This is a genomic window from Nocardia sp. NPDC056952, from assembly GCF_042674185.1.
In the GTDB taxonomy this organism is placed as follows: Bacteria; Actinomycetota; Actinomycetes; order Mycobacteriales; family Mycobacteriaceae; genus Nocardia.
Genome location: NZ_JBHURA010000004.1, coordinates 504,041 through 520,948, shown reverse-complemented (window position 1 = coordinate 520,948; position 16,908 = coordinate 504,041). Strand labels below are relative to the sequence as shown.

18 protein-coding genes are annotated in these 16,908 nt (G+C 65.7%); 2 read left to right on the top strand and 16 right to left on the bottom strand.

The features are described from left to right. Nucleotides 1-28: 28 nt before the first annotated feature. Together ACFTS5_RS18435 and ACFTS5_RS18430 are read right to left on the bottom strand one after the other, a co-directional pair. Complete coding sequence (locus tag ACFTS5_RS18435) at nt 29-829, bottom strand: ESX secretion-associated protein EspG (protein ID WP_378632283.1); 801 nt, start codon at nt 827-829, stop codon at nt 29-31. Continuing rightward, entirely contained in the window at nt 826-2,763 is a 1,938-nt protein-coding gene (locus tag ACFTS5_RS18430; RefSeq protein ID WP_378632280.1) for a hypothetical protein, read from the bottom strand. The genes ACFTS5_RS18435 and ACFTS5_RS18430 overlap by 4 nt, the downstream gene beginning before the upstream one ends. Nucleotides 2,764-2,983: 220 nt before the next feature. Between ACFTS5_RS18430 and ACFTS5_RS18425 the strand changes: the two genes are divergently transcribed. Together ACFTS5_RS18425 and dtd are read left to right on the top strand one after the other, a co-directional pair. Further along, nucleotides 2,984-4,519 (top strand): hypothetical protein, encoded by a 1,536-nt coding sequence (locus tag ACFTS5_RS18425; protein ID WP_378632277.1) that lies wholly within the window; start codon nt 2,984-2,986, stop codon nt 4,517-4,519. 97 nt (nt 4,520-4,616) lie between these two features. After that, entirely contained in the window at nt 4,617-5,060 is a 444-nt protein-coding gene (gene dtd / locus ACFTS5_RS18420; protein WP_378632467.1) for a D-aminoacyl-tRNA deacylase, read from the top strand. Here the strand turns inward: dtd and ACFTS5_RS18415 are convergent, their stop codons facing one another. From ACFTS5_RS18415 to ACFTS5_RS18350, 14 genes are all read right to left on the bottom strand, one after another. Beyond that, the gene (locus tag ACFTS5_RS18415; RefSeq protein ID WP_378632275.1) at nt 5,061-6,347 is read right to left on the bottom strand and encodes an ABC transporter permease; all 1,287 of its coding nucleotides are present in this window, start codon (nt 6,345-6,347) and stop codon (nt 5,061-5,063) included. Continuing rightward, complete coding sequence (locus ACFTS5_RS18410) at nt 6,344-7,621, bottom strand: ABC transporter permease (RefSeq protein ID WP_378632272.1); 1,278 nt, start codon at nt 7,619-7,621, stop codon at nt 6,344-6,346. Before ACFTS5_RS18410 ends, ACFTS5_RS18415 begins: the two co-directional genes overlap by 4 nt. 8 nt (nt 7,622-7,629) lie before the next feature. Beyond that, a complete protein-coding gene (locus tag ACFTS5_RS18405; protein ID WP_378632271.1) occupies nt 7,630-9,147 on the bottom strand; it encodes an ABC transporter ATP-binding protein in 1,518 nt (505 codons plus the stop codon). Between the two features lie 11 nt (nt 9,148-9,158). Beyond that, complete coding sequence (locus ACFTS5_RS18400) at nt 9,159-10,244, bottom strand: BMP family protein (RefSeq protein WP_378632269.1); 1,086 nt, start codon at nt 10,242-10,244, stop codon at nt 9,159-9,161. A gap of 74 nt (nt 10,245-10,318) precedes the next feature. Next, nucleotides 10,319-11,116 carry a type I methionyl aminopeptidase gene (gene map / locus ACFTS5_RS18395; RefSeq protein ID WP_378632268.1) on the bottom strand — a complete coding sequence of 266 codons (798 nt, stop codon included), beginning with the start codon at nt 11,114-11,116 and terminating at the stop codon, nt 10,319-10,321. A 26-nt stretch (nt 11,117-11,142) separates the two neighbouring features. Then, a complete protein-coding gene (locus ACFTS5_RS18390; RefSeq protein ID WP_378632266.1) occupies nt 11,143-11,688 on the bottom strand; it encodes an adenylate kinase in 546 nt (181 codons plus the stop codon). Beyond that, on the bottom strand, nt 11,685-13,007 hold the full coding sequence (gene secY / locus ACFTS5_RS18385) for a preprotein translocase subunit SecY (protein WP_378632265.1): 1,323 nt from the start codon (nt 13,005-13,007) through the stop codon (nt 11,685-11,687). Before secY ends, ACFTS5_RS18390 begins: the two co-directional genes overlap by 4 nt. A 164-nt stretch (nt 13,008-13,171) precedes the next feature. Continuing rightward, a complete protein-coding gene (rplO, locus tag ACFTS5_RS18380; RefSeq protein WP_101464424.1) occupies nt 13,172-13,615 on the bottom strand; it encodes a 50S ribosomal protein L15 in 444 nt (147 codons plus the stop codon). Nucleotides 13,616-13,617: 2 nt separating this feature from the next. Continuing rightward, nucleotides 13,618-13,797: a 50S ribosomal protein L30 gene (rpmD, locus tag ACFTS5_RS18375; protein WP_056819257.1), complete on the bottom strand. Its 180-nt coding sequence runs from the start codon at nt 13,795-13,797 to the stop codon at nt 13,618-13,620. Nucleotide 13,798: 1 nt separating this feature from the next. Then, a complete protein-coding gene (gene rpsE, locus ACFTS5_RS18370) occupies nt 13,799-14,458 on the bottom strand; it encodes a 30S ribosomal protein S5 (protein ID WP_378632262.1) in 660 nt (219 codons plus the stop codon). Nucleotides 14,459-14,489: 31 nt separating this feature from the next. Beyond that, complete coding sequence (rplR, locus tag ACFTS5_RS18365) at nt 14,490-14,897, bottom strand: 50S ribosomal protein L18 (RefSeq protein WP_266296784.1); 408 nt, start codon at nt 14,895-14,897, stop codon at nt 14,490-14,492. 2 nt (nt 14,898-14,899) lie between these two features. After that, on the bottom strand, nt 14,900-15,439 hold the full coding sequence (gene rplF, locus ACFTS5_RS18360; RefSeq protein ID WP_378632260.1) for a 50S ribosomal protein L6: 540 nt from the start codon (nt 15,437-15,439) through the stop codon (nt 14,900-14,902). A gap of 15 nt (nt 15,440-15,454) precedes the next feature. Continuing rightward, nucleotides 15,455-15,853: a 30S ribosomal protein S8 gene (gene rpsH / locus ACFTS5_RS18355; RefSeq protein WP_056818383.1), complete on the bottom strand. Its 399-nt coding sequence runs from the start codon at nt 15,851-15,853 to the stop codon at nt 15,455-15,457. A 267-nt stretch (nt 15,854-16,120) separates the two neighbouring features. Then, nucleotides 16,121-16,771: a YoaK family protein gene (locus tag ACFTS5_RS18350; protein WP_378632465.1), complete on the bottom strand. Its 651-nt coding sequence runs from the start codon at nt 16,769-16,771 to the stop codon at nt 16,121-16,123. Nucleotides 16,772-16,908: the final 137 nt, after the last annotated feature.

Sequence of the window (16,908 nt, the reverse complement as noted above, 5' to 3'; positions counted from 1 at the left end):
GCTGTGAACGGTGGGTACCTCGCGGCCCCTATGCGCTTGCTTCCCAATGCGATTCCACGCGCGACATCATCCGCTGGATGGACGTGTTGACCTTCTCGGTCAGGTCCGATCGCGACATCGGGGTGGCGATGGGATTCTCGCTGGGGAGTTCGATGACATAGCGTCCGTCGTCGGGAAGATCGCGCCACACCAGGATGTCGCGATGCATCCCGCGCGAGCCGAACATGGACTGATTCTGCAGGATGTTGATGGTTCCGGTGCGGTCGGCGGAACGGTTGAAGAACTCGGTGCTGCGCTCGACGATCGAGGTGTCGGCTTCTTCGAAGAACATCGAGGATCGCTGCCCGTACTCGTCGCCGGCGCCTGCGCTCGCGTCGGTGACGAGCGGGATCATCCCGCCCGTGCCCGCACCGGTGGTCGGCATCAGGTCGACGATGGCGTCGGCCAGACCGTGAGGACCGATGTCGACCACCGTGTAACCACCACTGTGGGTGGGGGTTTCACCGGGGAGCTGGTAGACCAGGTATCCGTTGGCACCGGCTCGCGCGGCCCTGGCCTTGAGCCACTGGTCGGCGTCGTCACGCGCACGATCGTTCCAACCACGCAGCCGCACATATACTTCCGGCCGTTCCAGCACATCGAAGACCGAGCGAAGCGTCGGATCGACCGTGTGCTGCAGACGCTGCCAGACCTGGTACTTCTCCTCCTCGTAGTCCTCGTGCAGGCGAGTCCTGGTCTGGAAGGTGAGCGGACGCGGCAGATCGGTGCCGACGAATCGCTGCCACAGCACCCGGAATTCGATGTCGGTGAGCTCCCACTTGCGCGTCACGCCTGCGCCTCCGGCCGCGCGTGCGCGAGCGAGCCGGCGGCGCCGACTTCCACGGATTCGACCGGCACTTCGACAACTTGCGCGGGCGCTTCCACCACTTGCGCGGGCGCTTCGGTCGCCATCGACTCCGCGAGCAAGCCGGTGAGCGGAGTGACGACCTCGCCCAGACCCGAGAGATTGGAGAAGTCGGGCAGCGAGGCACGCGGGAATGCTTCGCCCGCAGCCGTTTCGGTGCTCTCCTGCGGCAGTCCCGCTCCGTCGACGGTCGTCGTCGCGGTATCGATGCCGAGCAACTCCGCCAGCGGCGAGAGGGCGGGGTTGTCCGCGATCAGCTGGTTGATCTCGGGCGACTGCGACAGCAGTTCGGTCAGGTCGGGGAACTGCCCGAACAGGTTGCCCAGCTGGGTGAAATCGGGCAGGCCCGACGTGGCGCCGGTACCGCTGGTGTCGGCGGACACCTGCTGCAGCGCGGTGGCCAGCGAGGGCAGCGCCTGGGTGAGCGAGGACACCGCGGACGTCACCGCCGACATCACCGAGGACAGGATGCTGGACATGTCGCCCGACCCCGACCCGCTCGACCCCGCCGACGACCCGGTGGATCCGTTCGATCCGATGGAACCCGCCGTCTGACCGTTCGCGCCCTGCTGCGAACCGTTGGTGCCGTTCTGCTGCAGCTCCGCGGCCGCCTGCTGGGCAGCTTGCTGCGCCGCTTGCTGGGCAGCCACGGCGGCCGGCGACGTCGCCTGCTGTTGGCTCCCACCCCCGGAATTGCCACTGCCACCGGAATTTCCGCTACCACCGGAGTTGTTGTTACCACCGGCATTGTTATTGCCGTTGTTATTACTGTTGCCGTTATTATTATTATTATTGTTGTTATTATTGTTGTTGTTCTCCGGCGGCTTCACCGGCCCCTTCGGCGCCGCGGGCTCCGCGGCCGCGGGGAAGAGCTTCTCGGTCTGCCCGACACCGTCGACGTAGTGGCGCTTGTACCGATCGCGGTTCTCCTGCAGATCGTCGTCGCACTTGTCTTCTTTGTCGATCGGCATAGACACCTTGGTCGCGTACAACCAGTTCGCGGTGTACTCGAGGTTCTGCTGCATCATCGTGAAGGAGTCACTCGCGGTCATCGCCGACTTGCCGAACGTGGAGATCGCGGCGAACGCGGCGTCACCGCCCTGGCTCTCCCACCGGTCGCGGGTGATCTCACCGAGCTTCTGCTCGAGGTTGTAGGCGGCGCCGTGCACGGCATGGGCCATCGCCTCCCAGATCGGAGCGTCGTTGGCCACCTCCTGCCAGGACAGCCGCTGACCGAGGTCGTACATGTCACGCCAGGACATGTTGTCCGCGGCGCGGACGGGTATCCGCACACCGCCCGATTCCGCCGTCGCGGTGCCCGCGTGCTTGGGCACGTTCGCGGTCTCGATGTCGTAGTTGTGCTTCTCCATCTTGATTTCCATGCCGGTGCCCTGCCGCACCTTGACATCGACTTCCCAGTGGGCCGGAGTGTAACCACCGGCCTGGGAGACCTCGCCCTTCATATCCTTGGCACCCGGCGAGGAGTTCACATTCTTCAGATCACCCTTGAGCGCGGCGATGTTGTCGCCGGAGCCCTTGTCGGTGTCGGTGTAGGACTCGCCCGCGGCCTTGAACATCGAGACCAGGTCTTCGAGCGAGTCGATATAGCGCCCCAGCAGGTCCTTGGCCTGGGTGGCCTCGGAGATGAACTTGGTCCGCAGCGGCGGACCCGCGTCGACTTGGCTGCCGCCCAGCTTGGACTCGTCGTAGTTATTGAGGTCGTGGTCGCGGAACAGATTCTGGCAACCCTTGAACACCTCGATCGCCGTACTGCACGCCTTGGCCGCCTCGAGCGCGGCTCCCGTCTCGACCTTGACTTTTGCCTTACTGGCCAGTCCTGACCAGGGAGAATCGCCCACGCTAACCGCTCCTCGAAGCACCCCACCGCCGACTCTCGCAGCCGACTCGATCGCATCGCATTCTAGTGAGCAATGCGAAATATGCACAGCACCAAGGAAACACCGGCACCGATGCCGGATGAACAGCCGGTTCCGGCGAACGATCCGGCAGCCGACACCGATCTGTGACAGACTCGATCAAAGCGCTAGCGGCCGCCGGACGGCCATGAACGAACGAACGATGGGTGCCCAGCTTGACGTCGCGATGGAACTGCTCATGACCGATCTGAGCGGCCTCGAACGGCGCGTGGCAGCCAATCGCGCCAACACCCGCAGCCAGCACGCCGACGACTACCTGCGCTTGGCCGGATCACTGACCGAGCTCGCACAGGGTCTGCTCACGACCAGGGATGATCCGTCGGGGCGCGACCGCACGGCGGAGGCGCTGGAGCCCGCGCAGGAAGCGGTCGCGATCCGGCTGCACTGGCTGGTCGGGGGGTACGTCTCCTACGAGTACGCGGGTGCGTTGCAGGACGCGTTGCGGTTGTTCGAGCAGGCGACACGGCTGGTCGGGCACCGGCAGCTCGCGACGAACACCATTCGCAGCGCCTGTTCGGCGTATCGGCAGGTCGCGCAGGACTACCCGGATGTTTCGGCCATGTGCGCCGACGGTTTGTCCAAGTGCGGTGTGTGGTTGATGCGGCTCGATCACGACGCGGCGGTGGCGGCCAGTGAGTCGGCGGTCCGGATTCGGGCGGCGATGTACGCGCGCGCTTCCGAACAACCGGGCAAGTACCTGGCGAGTCTGAGCACTCTGCTGCGCACCCTGATGGTGGGGCGCTCACGCAAGCAGGCCATCGCGAGCTACCGCACCCTGTATTCCGAGGTGACCACCACCGCGAGCACGGCGAAACTGCGGGAAACCCGGGTCGAGGAGCTCGATCTCACCGTCAAGACCACGCAGGCGCTGGTGAAACTGGGCGCACCGACCCTCGAACGCGCGGGGCGGCTCACCCAGCAGCAGATCCTGTACCAGTCGGGTGGCGACCTGGCCACGATCGACGAGATCAATTGGCGGCTGGCCCTGGTCGGTCTCAAACCCCTTGCGGCAGGGGCGATGCCGGAGCCGCCGTCGCGACCGGTCGAGATCTCCGCGACCTACGGCGCGATCGCCGTCCGGTGCTCGGCGCCGGACGCGCTGGACCAGGTACGCGCCGCGATCGTCGCCGCGTACGCCCAGGACGGCGGGAATCCCGTCGACGCAGGCCGCTTCGCCGGGGTGCACGACAAGCACTGGGGCGTCAAAGAACCCAAGACCAACCTCGAGACCGAGCTCGGCGCCGATGTGGTGCTCGTCGAAAAGTCTTCGGGCAGCTGGATTTCGGTGAAGAGCCTCAACTGGGAGATCGGCGCCCTCGGCAAACACCCACTCGCCGTGGCCCTCTCGATGAAATGGCCGGTCCTCACCGTCGCCACGATCGAGAAGATCTCCTACGAACTGTGCCTCTACGACAACGGCGTCGCCACCCAGTACGCCGCGCTCGGCAGGCCGGCGGGCCAGGCACCCCTCGAGACCCCGCTGGCCCCCCTGGATTTCGCGACCCTGGCCGACTACGGCGCCGACTACGCCTCCGAAACCCAGGTCAGAGCCGCCTTCGGCAATGCCGAGATGTTCGCCAAGGTCACCGAGCTCCCCGGCGCGGGCATCCGCCAGTCCGCGGAGAAGGCCCCGCTCACCGACTACGGCCCGAATATCCTCTTCTTCGGCAAGGACTGAATCGGCACGCTGTGACCAGTGGACCCGTGCTGATCGCACCGACAGATACATCGCCCCGGGATGCCGCCCGGCGCGGTCACCCGGCATGATCGGAACTGTGCGAGTACTGCTGCAACGTGTGACCAGCGCCCAGGTGAGCGTCGACGATCAGGTGGTCGGCCGCATCGATCCGGCGGCGTCTGGTGTCCCCCACGGCCTCCTCGCTCTCGTCGGCGCTACCCATACCGACACCGCGGCCAACGCGAAAGCTCTGGCCGACAAGGCCTATCGCCTGCGCATCCTCGACGGTGAACGCTCCGCCGCCGACCTGGATGCCCCCATCCTGGTGGTCAGCCAGTTCACCCTCTACGCCAACACCGCCAAGGGCCGGCGCCCGTCCTGGAACGCCGCCGCCCCCGGCTCCCTCGCCGAACCCCTCGTCGACATCTTCGCCGAAACACTCCGCGAACTGGGCGCCACGGTCGCCACCGGAAAATTCGGCGCCCACATGCAGATCGAACTCACCAACGACGGCCCGGTCACCGTCCTGCTCGAAGGCTGACTACTTGTCGCCCGGCCGGTACGGGATGCCGTCGGCCGCGGGCGCGACCGCCTTTCCGATGAATCCGGCGACCACGACCAGGGTGACGATGTAGGGCAGCATGCCGAGGAACTCGGTGGGGATCGGGTTGCCCGGCATGGTGTTGAGGAAGCGTTGCAGGGCGCTGGAGAAGCCGAACAGCAGGGCGGCCAGCAGGGCACCGACCGGCTTCCAGCGGCCGACGATCATCACCGCCAAGGCCACGAAGCCGAGCGCGGCGGTCATGTTCTTGCTGAAGGTCACGTTGTTGGCGATGGTGAAGAAGGCGCCGCCGAACCCCGACAGGGCGCCGGCACAGGTGACATTCCAGAAGCGCAGGCGGTTCACGTCGATGCCCGCGGCGTCGGCCGCGGCCGGATGTTCGCCGACGGCGCGGGTGCGCAGGCCCCAGCGGGTCTGGAACAGCAGATACGACAGCCCGAACACGCAGGCCAGCGCCACATAGACGAACAGGTTCTGGTCGAACAGCACCGGCCCGAGCACCGGGATGTCGGTCAGGAAGCCCAGGCCGATGTCGTGGAGGAACCCACCGATGCGCGGCACCGTGCTCGGCTGGTTGAGCGAATGGTCCATGCGCATGAGCCGTTCGAACAGGAAGCCGGTGAGCCCCAGCGCGAGCAGATTGAGAATGACACCGGTGACCAGCTGGTTCACCTCGAAGCGGGTCGCCAGCCAGGCCAGCAGCAGCGTCGACAGCATGCCGCTGATCACCGCGGCCAGAATCCCGGCGTAGGGGCTGCCGGTGATCGAGGAGAACAGCACCGCGGTGAACGCGCCCGCCAGGAATTGTCCCTCGATGCCGAGGTTGATCACGCCCGACCGTTCACAGACCACGCCGGACAGCGCACCGAAGATGAACGGCAGCGCCAGGAACAGCGTCGACGCCAGCACGAACTCCACCGGGAAGCCGACACCCGGCGTGACCACCCACGACAGCGCCGCGATCACCAGGGCCGCCACCGCGATGCCGACGATCGCCCCGTGCGCGCGCCGCGAGAGCGGCCGCGCCGCCAGCACCCCACCGAGCACCACCGTCACCACACTCAGGACCAGCACGATCGTGAGAGTGTCGACGGTCCAACCACTTTCGACGGTCTGATCCAGCCGGAAGGTGGTCGTGCGCCCACCCTCGACGAACAGCAGGCCGAGGACGCCGAGACCGATGCCGAGCACGATGAGCACCACCCCGGCCACATTGTGCCGGACGGCTTCGGCCGTGACGGCCGGTGACGCGGTGGTGGTACTCACCAGCCCCTCGCTTCCAGAGTGTTGAGACCACCGCGCGGTGTGCGCAGGTGCAGCAGGGTTTTCACCAGCGCGGGCGCGGCGACGAACAGCACGATCACCGCCTGCAACAGCGTGGACATCTCGACCGGAATGGCGGGCTGCATGTGCAGCGTGCCCGATTTCAACGCACCGAACAGCAGTGCGGCGGCCACGATGCCGCCGGGATGGGCCCGCCCGAGCAGCGCGACGGTGATCCCGTCGAACCCGAATTCGGCGACCGTACCCGGATTCACCGTGTAGGGGTTGAGTCCCAGTACCAGTGCGGCACCGCCCAACCCGGCCAGCCCGCCCGACACCGCCATCGTCGTGATGAACGTGCGCCCGATATCGATACCCGCCGTCTCCGCCGCGTGCGTATTGGCGCCGACCGCCCGGATCCGGTAGCCGAAGGTGGATTTGCGCAACAGCCACCAGATTCCGGCCGCGAGCGCCAGCCCGAGCAACAGCCCCGCGCTGACCCGCAGACCCGAGCCCGCCCAGCCGAGCAACCGGGGCAATCGGCCGGAGAAGTCCACCTGCTTGGAGACCAGTTCCTGCGAGGTCGTCGCGTGGATGAACGTGGTGCTCAACGCCCAGAGCAGGAAATAGGTGGCGATATTGTTCAGCATGATCGACGAGATCACCTCGTGCACGCCGGTTTTCGCCTTGAGCACACCGGGGATGGCGCCGAGCACACCGCCGGCGAGCGCCCCCGCGAGCAGGGCCAGCGGAACATGCAGCAGCGGCGGCAGGTCGAGCGCGAACCCGACGATCACGCCGCCGAGCATGCCGAGGATGAACTGCCCGTGCCCGCCGATATTGAACAGTCCGGCCCGGAACGCCAGACCGACGGCGAGCCCGGTGAAGATCAGCGGGGTCGCGTAGGTGAGCGTCTCCGAGATCGGGCGCAGCACCTGGGCCAGGGTGGCGTCACCGTCGATGTACTGGCTCACCCGCCCGAAGTCGATGATCGCGCCCTCGAACATGTCGCGATATCCCGCGCTCACCGCCTGCCACGAGAAACTCAGCGCATCGGCGGGACGATTGAAGAAGTAGCCCCAGGCACCCCGCACCGCCGCGTCGGAGACGATGATCAACAGGGCGCCGATCGCGAAGGCCAGCAGCAACGAATAGATCGTCACCATCACGCTGTTGGCCTCGGTCAAGTACCCCACGAACGTGCGGCCTACGTCGCGCTTTTCTGGCTTACGCTCGCCGGGGGAGTCGATGTCCGGCTCGATGGTCGTACTCGGCATGGGTGTCCTCAGCTCGCGGGTGCTGGATCGGCGGGACGATGGCCTGCCATCAGCTGACCGATGATCTCGCGTGGCGTGTCCGGGGCCAGGACGCCGACGATCTGCCCGTTGTGGATCACGGCGATGCGGTCGGACAGGGCCAGGATCTCGTCCAGCTCCGCGGAGATGAGCAGAACCGCTGTCCCCGAGTCACGTTCGGCGACCAGCCGGCGATGGATGAACTCGATGGCGCCGACGTCGACTCCTCGCGTCGGTTGCGCGGCGATCAGAACCGAGCGCGGCCTGGAGAATTCGCGCGCGATCACCACCTTCTGCTGATTGCCGCCCGACAACGCCGACACCAGCTCCCCCGGCCCCCTGGTACGGATGTCGAAATCGGCGATGGCCTTGTCGGCCAGCGAACGCACCGCCGCCGCGTCGACCACCCCGTGATTCGACAGCGGCTTGTCACGGTACTGATTGAGGACGAGGTTCTCGGCGACGGTGAAATCGGCGGCCAGCCCGTCGCGGCCACGATCCTCCGGGATATAGCCGAGCCCGGCGACGATCCGCCGATACGGGTTCCATCCGGTGACCGGGGTCCCGCTCATCTCCACCGACCCGCCCTCGGGCGTGATGGTGCCGAGCACCGCCCTGGCCAGTTCGGTCTGCCCGTTGCCCTCGACCCCGGCCAACCCGACGATCTCACCGGCCCGCACAGCCAAACTCAGTCCGTCGAGCATCGGCGTCCCCCGCTCGCCCAGCACTGTCAGATCCTTGATGTCCAGCGCGATCTCGCCCGGCCGCGCGGGCGGGCGATCCACGGTGAGCACGACCGACCGCCCGACCATCGCCGCCGCCAGCTCGGCCTCGCTGTCCTGCGGCGACGCCTCGGCCACGACCTTCCCGCGCCGCAGCACAGTGATCGTGTCGGCGATCGCTTTCACCTCTTTGAGCTTGTGGCTGATGAAGATCACCGACATCCCCGAGGCCGTGAGATTGCGGATGATCCCGAGCAGCTCGGCCACTTCGGGCGGGGTGAGCACGGCGGTCGGCTCGTCCAGGATCAGCAGATCGGTCCGGCCCGACAGCGCCTTCACGATCTCGACGCGCTGCTGCACGCCGACCGGCAGGTCCTCGCAGATCGCGTCGGGATCGAGCGCCAGACCGTACCGCTCGGACACCTCGAGCACCGCCCGCCGCGCGGTCGCCCGATCGAGGCTGCCCCGCTTGACGTGTTCGCGACCCAGCTGCACGTTGTCGGCGACACTGAACGGCCCGACCAGCTTGAAATGCTGATGCACCATGCCGATTCCGGCGGCGATGGCGTCGCCCGGCGATCGCAGCCGCACCGGCTCGCCGTCGATCAGGATCTGACCGCTGGTCGGTTCGAGGATGCCGTAGAGCATGTTCATCAGGGTCGACTTGCCCGCGCCGTTCTCGCCGAGGATCGCGTGCACCTGGCCGGGTTCGACCACCAGATCGACGCTGTCGTCGGCGAGAAACGTTCCGAATGCCTTGGTCAGTCCCTGTGCTTCGAGTCGCATGCGCCTGTCCTCTACAGCTTCGGGGCGGCCGGGGAATTGATCACGATCTTGCCGTCGACGATGTCGCGCCGAAGAGTGGTGAGCTCCCGCTTCAACGGCTCGGGCACCTTCGCGTCGAAATCGTGGAACGGCGCGAGCCCGACCCCGGCATTGCTCAGGGTGCCCACGTACCGGCCGTCCTTGACACCGTCGCCGAAGGCATTGTCGATCGCCACCCGCACCGCGGCGGAGATGTCCTTCATCGAGGAGGACAACATGATGTCCTGGTACTCCGGAACCGCCTCGTAGCCATCGGAATCCACCCAGATCATGGATACGTTCGGCGAGTCCTGCACGGCGGACGCCCCACCCATGCCGACCGGTCCCGCGACCGGGTGGATCACGTCGGCGCCCTGGGCGATGAAGTTCTCGGTGATCGAGCGACCCGCGCTCGTATCGTCGAAATTGCCGGTGAACGAACCGTTCTGGTCCTCGACATCCCAGCCGAGCACGGCGATCGCGGTCCCGTGCGCCGCGTTGTACCCGGCCACTCCGGCGGCGAACCCGTCCATGAAGATGGTCACCGCGGGAATCTGCATGCCGCCCCAGGTGGCGACCCGGCCGGTCTTGGACACTCCCGCCGCGAGATAGCCTGCCAGATAAGAGGATTGGGCGGCATTGAACTCCATCGAGTAGACATTGTCCAGCTCGACGTGCGCGTCGACGATCGCGAAACGCTGATCGGGGTACTCCGCGGCCACCTGTGCCACCGCCTCGGCCATCAGGCCGCCGACGCCGATCACCAGATCGCAGTCGTCGTCGGCCGAGGCTCGCAGATTGGGTTCGTAGTCGGCGGAACTGTTGGATTGGCGGTAGGAACCGTAGACGCCGGGGTTGGCGTCGATCGCGGCTTTCACCCCGTTCCAGCCGGATTCGTTGAACGACTTGTCGTCGACGCCGCCCGCGTCGGTCACCATGCAGGTCTCGAAACCCGCGTTCGCGGTGCCGTAGGTGTTGCCCGATCCCGTATAGCGCGCGTCCGGCGGCGGCTCACCGCAGCCGACGAGCAAGGCCGAGGCCGCGCAACCGACGGCGACCAGCGCGATCCGGGATCTCATCACTCAGAGATACAGGATCGCGCAGGCGACCAGACAGATTAGAACGATTACTTCACCGAAAAGCCGTCGGTGAACTACTCCGGGCGCAGCGTGAGAATGCGCGGCCCGTCCTCGGTGACAGCGACGCTGTGCTCCCAATGCGCCGCGCGCGTCCCGTCGGTGGTGACCACGGTCCAGTCGTCATCGAGCGTCTTGGTCTCGGTGGTACCGAGCGTCAGCATCGGCTCGATCGCCAGCACCGACCCGACCACCAGGCGCGGGCCCTTACCGGGCGCGCCTTCGTTGGGCAGGAACGGATCCATGTGCATCTCGCGCCCGATGGCATGGCCGCCGTAACCGTCGACGATGCCGTACTGCCGGCCGTGCGCCTGTTCGGCCGCGCGCGTACCCAGCTCGATGGCGTGCGAGACGTCGGTCAGCCGGTTGCCCGGCAGCATCGCCGCGATGCCGGTCTCCATCGAGAGCCTGGTGGCCTCGCTCAGCAACTCATCGGCCTCGATGATGGTGCCGATGCCGAACGTCCACGCCGAGTCGCCGTGCCAGCCGTCGAGGATGGCGCCGCAGTCGATGGACACGAGATCGCCCTCGACGAGAATGTCACTCGCCGAGGGGATCCCGTGGACCACACGATCGTTGACCGAAGAACAGATCGAGCCGGGGAACCCGTGATAACCCTTGAACGACGGGACAGCGCCCGCGTCGCGGATCGTCGCCTCGGCGACCTCGTCGAGCTCCAGCGTCGAGACGCCGGGCTTGGCCGCCGCGCGAACGGCGACCAGCGTGGCACCGACGATCGCGCCGGCTGCCTGCATGGCATCCAGCTCGCCCGCCGAACGGAACGGCACGACCTTCTTCTTACGGTTGAAGACCATCCGGCCTCAGTACTCCGATCCGCTGATTACTGACCGAGCGCCTTCAGCGCCCGCGCGTTGACCTCATCGACTTCACCGATGCCGTCGACGGTCACGACCAGACCGTCGTAGTGCTCGAGCAGCGGCTCGGTTTCCTCACGGTAGACCCGCAGCCGGTTGCGGATGACGTCCTCGGTGTCGTCGGCGCGCCCACGGGCGAGCATCCGCTCGACCACGGTGTCCTCCGCGACCACGAAGCACAGCACCGCGTCGAGCGTGGTGCCGTTGTGCTCGAGGATCTTCTTCAACGCGTCGGCCTGATCGACCGTGCGCGGGTAACCGTCGAGCACGAAACCGTTCGCGGCGTCGGGCTCGCCGACACGCGCCTCGACCATGCGGTTGGTGACGTCGCTGGGGACCAGGTCGCCCGCGTCCATGTACTTCTGCGCCTCGCGACCGAGGGCGGTCTGCTGGCTGATATTCGCGCGGAAGAGGTCTCCGGTGGAGATGTGCGGAACGCCCAGCTTCTCTGACAGCAGGACGGCCTGAGTACCTTTGCCGGCACCCGGCGGACCGAGCAGAACAACTCTCACTTGAGGAACCCTTCGTAATTTCGATTCATCAGCTGGCTCTCGATCTGCTTGACCGTGTCGAGACCCACGCTGACCATGATGAGCACCGCGGTACCGCCGAACGGCAGGTTCGCGACCGCACCCGAATTGCCCATGTCGAGGAACAGGTTCGGGAGCACGGCGACCAGACCGAGGTAAATCGAGCCAGGCAGGGTGATGCGGCTCAGGACGTAGTTGAGGTAGTCGGCGGTCGGCTTACCGGGCCGGTAGCCCGGGATGAAGCCACCGAACTTCTTCATCTCGTCCGCGCGTTCCTCCGGGTTGAAGGTGATCGCGACGTAGAAGTAGGTGAAGAACACGATCAGCGCGAAGTAGATCGCGATGTAGACCGGGTTGGACGGATTCACCAGGTATTTCTGGATGATCTCCTGCCACCAGCTCGGATCCGTCGCCGTATTCGAGTTGGTGAGCTGCGCGACCAGGTTGGGTAGGTAGAGCAGCGAGGACGCGAAGATCACCGGGATGACACCGGCCTGGTTGACCTTCAACGGCAGGTACGTCGATGAACCGCCGTACATCTTGCGACCGACGACGCGCTTGGCGTACTGCACCGGAATCCGGCGCTGACCCTGCTCGACGAAGATCACGGCCACGATGATCGCCAGGACGGCGGCACACACCAGACCGAAGACCAGACCACCGCGGGTATCCAGGATGCTCTTGCCGTCGAGCGGGATACGCGCCGCGATACCGGCGAAGATGAGCAGCGACATGCCGTTACCGACACCGCGCTCGGTGATCTGCTCGCCGAACCACATGACCAGCGAGGCACCGGCGGTCATCACCAGGACGATGATGATCATGCCGAAAATGCTGGTGTCAGCGAGGATTTCCTGCTGGCAGCCCTGCAGCAGCTGACCTCGCGCGGCGAGCGCGACGAGACCGGTGGCCTGCAGGATCGCCAACGCGACCGACAGGTACCTGGTGTACTGCGTCATCTTGGTCTGGCCGGATTGGCCTTCCTTGCGCAGTTCCTCGAACCGCGGGATGACGACCGTCAGCAGCTGGATGATGATGCTCGCGGTGATGTACGGCATGATGCCGATCGCGAACACCGACAGCTGCAACAGCGCGCCACCGGAGAAAAGGTTGATGAGCTGGTAGATACCGGCGGATTCACCACCGGAGACCAGCTTCACGCAGTCCTGGACCGCGCGGTAGTCGACGCCGGGGGACGGCAGCGCGGCACCCAACCGGTACAGCGCGATCAACCCCAGCGTGAAGAGAATCTTCCGCCGTAAGTCCGGAGTCCGGAAGGCCGATACGAAGGCGGAAAGCACAAATCCTCCTGGCGAACGACATGGTCATGCCATGCGACTGAACCACTGGACAGCATGTGGAATCGTCAGCCGATGACGAGCTTGGCAGACAACACTTGGAACTCTAACAGTGACACCGGACGAGCTCGCGACTCGTCCGGTGTCAGCTGCTGACTACAGTACCGTCAGGCCAGTTCGGTGACAGTGCCACCGGCGGCGGTGATCTTCTCCTTGGCGGAGCCGGTCACCTTGTCGGCGGTCACCTGGATGGCGACACCGATCTCGCCGTCGCCGAGAACCTTGACGAGCTCGTTCTTGCGAACGGCGCCGGCCTCGACGAGTTCTGCCTTACCGATGACGCCGCCCTGAGGGAACAGCTCGGCGATGCGGCCAACGTTGACAACCTGGTACTCGACCCGGAAGCGGTTGGTGAAGCCGCGAAGCTTCGGCAGACGCATGTGCAGCGGCATCTGGCCACCCTCGAACGCCGCGGGGACGTTCTTGCGTGCCTTGGTGCCCTTGGTACCGCGACCGGCGGTCTTACCCTTGGAACCCTCACCGCGACCCACACGGGTCTTCTCGGTCTTGGAGCCAGGGGCGGGACGCAGGTGGTGCAATTTGATGGTCATGTCTAGACCTCCTCAACTGTTACGAGGTGGCGCACGACGTTGATCAGACCGCGGTTCTGAGCGTTGTCCTCACGAACCACCGACTGGCGGATCTTCCGCAGACCAAGCGTCCGCAGGCTGTCGCGCTGGTTCGACTTGGCACCGATCGTGCTCTTGATCTGAGTCACCTTGAGATCAGCCATGTCAGGCTCCCTGTCCTGCACGCGCACGCAGCATGCCCGCCGGAGCGACATCCTCGATCGGCAGACCGCGACGAGCGGCAACCTCTTCGGGACGCTGGAGCATCTTGAGCGCGGCAACCGTCGCGTGAACGACGTTGATCGCATTGTCGCTACCGAGCGACTTGGCCAGAATGTCGTGAATGCCTGCGCATTCGAGCACGGCGCGAGCCGCGCCGCCCGCGATCACACCGGTACCGGGCGAAGCCGGACGCAGCATGACCACACCGGCCGCCGCCTCACCCTGAACGGGGTGAGTGATGGTCGAGCCGATCATCGGGACGCGGAAGAAGCTCTTACGAGCCTCCTCGACACCCTTCTGGATGGCCGCGGGAACTTCCTTGGCCTTGCCGTAGCCGACGCCGACCAGACCGTTGCCGTCACCGACGATCACGAGGGCGGTGAAGCTGAAGCGACGACCACCCTTCACGACCTTGGAGACACGGTTGATCGCGACGACGCGCTCGAGCTGGTTCTTCTCGGCCGCGTTGTCACGACGGTCGCCGCCACCGCGACGATCGCCACCGCCACGACGGTTGCCCTCGGGGCCTCCGGCGTTGCTGTTGGAGTTGCTGTTGGGTCCGGCGGGTCCGTTGCCGCCGTCACGCCGCTGACGTCCCGGCATCAGACGTTCCTTCCGTTCGAAATAACAGTCATCAGAACTTCAGCCCACCTTCACGAGCGGCATCGGCCAGCGCCGCGATACGGCCGTGGTAGTCGTGACCACCACGGTCGAACACGACCGCCTCGATACCGGCAGCCTTGGCACGCTCGGCGATCAGCTGACCGACCTTCGCGCCCTTGGCGGACTTGTCGCCCTCGAGCGCACGCACGTCGGCCTCGATCGAGGAAGCGGCGGCAATGGTCTTGCCCACCGAGTCGTCGATCAGCTGAGCGTGCAGGTGCCGCGCGGAGCGGTTGACCACCAGGCGCGGACGCTCGGTGGTGCCTTCGACCTTCTTACGAAGACGGAAGTGACGGCGGGTCTTCGACAGGCGACGCTTCGTGGAAGCGTCCTTGCCCAGCGGAATCCGCTTCGCCTTCTGGTTAGCAGTTTGCGCCATGATCACTTACCCGTCTTTCCGACCTTGCGGCGAACGACCTCGCCGGCGTAGCGGATGCCCTTGCCCTTGTACGGGTCGGGCTTACGCAGTCCGTGGATGACAGCGGAGATCTGACCGACCTTCTGCTTGTCGATTCCGGACACCGAGAACTTGGTGGGCGATTCCACCGCGAAGGTGATGCCTGCCGGGGCCTCGATCGGCACCGGGTGGCTGTAACCGAGGGCGAACTCGAGGTTCGAACCCTTGGCCTGAACGCGGTAACCGACGCCGAAGATTTCCATCTTCTTCTCGTAGCCCTTGGTGACACCCTCGATCATGTTGGCGATCAGGGTGCGGGAAAGGCCGTGCAGCGAACGGTTCGCGCGCTCGTCGTTGGGACGAGCAACCTCGAGCTCATTACCTTCACCCTTGGTGACGATGATGGGCTCGGCCACGGTGTGCGAGAGGGTGCCCTTGGGCCCCTTGACCGTGACAACCTGGCCGTCGATGTTGACGTCGACGCCGGCCGGAATCTCGATGGGCTTCTTACCAATACGCGACATTAGTCCTGACCTCCCTTACCAGACGTAGGCGAGGACTTCGCCCCCGACGCCCTGCTTGGCCGCCTGACGGTCGGTGAGCAGACCGGTCGACGTGGAAATGATCGCCACGCCGAGGCCGCCGAGGACCTTGGGCAGGTTGGTGGACTTCGCGTACACACGCAGACCCGGCTTCGAGACGCGACGCAGGCCCTGCAGGCTGCGCTCACGGCTGGGGCCGTACTTCAGATCGACGACGATGGCCTTGCCAACGGTCGCGTCTTCGGTGCGGTAATCGGCGATGTAGCCCTCACGCTTGAGGATCTCGGCGATGTTCACCTTGATCTTCGAGTGGGGCGCCTTCACCTGATCGTGGTACGCCGAGTTGGCGTTGCGCAGACGCGTCAAGAAGTCTGCGATCGGATCAGTCATGGTCATGGTTAGACCTCGACACCTTTCTCGCTGCGGTTCCCATGCAACATCTCCCGCACTCTCACGCGGTCGACCGTGGGCCTACAACAATTCGGCTGGTCCGGTCGGCACTTACCGACCGGATGAGTTCTCTTGCGAGCTCTCGGCGCCTGGCACGGTCCCACCCGCGCCGAAGCGCGCAGCGGACACAGATCTGCCCAGGCAACCGCTCTAGTGTAGGCAATGCCGTGGTCAGGACCAAACTCGGGGGCCGACCGACCGGGGCGATCTCCGTCACGCGGCGGTGTGGGCCGCCCTCCCACCCGTCTTGTAGGTGATCAGAATCGCCGCGGCCGAGACAACGGCGGCGACGATCAGCATCATCTCACCACCCACCACCGTGCTCATCAAGCCGCCGAGCAGGGCGCCGACGGCGAACGCCGCGTACTGCATGCCGTAGCCGAGCCAGTCGCGCGCACTACCCCCGCTGACATGACTTTCGATGCCCTGGCTCAGTTTCACGACCGTTCCGGTGGCATAGCTGAGCGGAACGCTGGTCTCGCCGTTCTTGACGAACGCGGTGTTGAGCGCGCCCACCGCGAACGCGACGAACGCGATCGGGATGAACCCCACCTCCTGGCCGCCGGTGCGGTCGAGGGCGAAGTCGACCACCGCGGCCACGGCGAGCGCCACGGTGGTCACCACGGACGCACCGTAGTGACCGCGCCGCCACAGCCGCCGTCGCAGCAGCGAGGCGACGAACACACCGAGGCCGAACGAGAAAAGCAGCGTGATCGCCCCGGTGGCCAGCAGCTGATCATTGTCGAACCAGCCGAGAACGGCGCGCTCGGTATTACCGGTCATGAATGTCACGAAATATCCGGCGGAATGCGTATAGGCCGCCGCTCCGATAAATCCGGCCAAAATAGAAAGAAACGCGACCATCGGCATCGCGCCGGCGGGAATTCCCCGCAGAGACACCCGGTGGGCCACGTCACGTGGCTTGTTTTCTGTGGTCAGGGTCACGAACTCACATCCTCTGCATTCACTCGGCAAGGGATCGACACTGACGCCCATCTGCA

Coding starts and splice junctions, on each gene's coding strand:
- ACFTS5_RS18425 (WP_378632277.1), top strand. CDS start 2,984: ATGGGTGCCCAGCTTGACGTCGCGATGGAACTGCTCATGACCGATCTG.
- ACFTS5_RS18410 (WP_378632272.1), bottom strand. CDS start 7,621: ATGCCGAGTACGACCATCGAGCCGGACATCGACTCCCCCGGCGAGCGT.
- ACFTS5_RS18405 (WP_378632271.1), bottom strand. CDS start 9,147: ATGCGACTCGAAGCACAGGGACTGACCAAGGCATTCGGAACGTTTCTC.
- ACFTS5_RS18400 (WP_378632269.1), bottom strand. CDS start 10,244: ATGAGATCCCGGATCGCGCTGGTCGCCGTCGGTTGCGCGGCCTCGGCC.
- map (WP_378632268.1), bottom strand. CDS start 11,116: ATGGTCTTCAACCGTAAGAAGAAGGTCGTGCCGTTCCGTTCGGCGGGC.
- rplO (WP_101464424.1), bottom strand. CDS start 13,615: ATGACCATCAAATTGCACCACCTGCGTCCCGCCCCTGGCTCCAAGACC.
- rpmD (WP_056819257.1), bottom strand. CDS start 13,797: ATGGCTGATCTCAAGGTGACTCAGATCAAGAGCACGATCGGTGCCAAG.
- rpsE (WP_378632262.1), bottom strand. CDS start 14,458: ATGCCGGGACGTCAGCGGCGTGACGGCGGCAACGGACCCGCCGGACCC.
- rplR (WP_266296784.1), bottom strand. CDS start 14,897: ATGGCGCAAACTGCTAACCAGAAGGCGAAGCGGATTCCGCTGGGCAAG.
- rplF (WP_378632260.1), bottom strand. CDS start 15,439: ATGTCGCGTATTGGTAAGAAGCCCATCGAGATTCCGGCCGGCGTCGAC.
- rpsH (WP_056818383.1), bottom strand. CDS start 15,853: ATGACCATGACTGATCCGATCGCAGACTTCTTGACGCGTCTGCGCAAC.
- ACFTS5_RS18350 (WP_378632465.1), bottom strand. CDS start 16,771: ATGGTCGCGTTTCTTTCTATTTTGGCCGGATTTATCGGAGCGGCGGCC.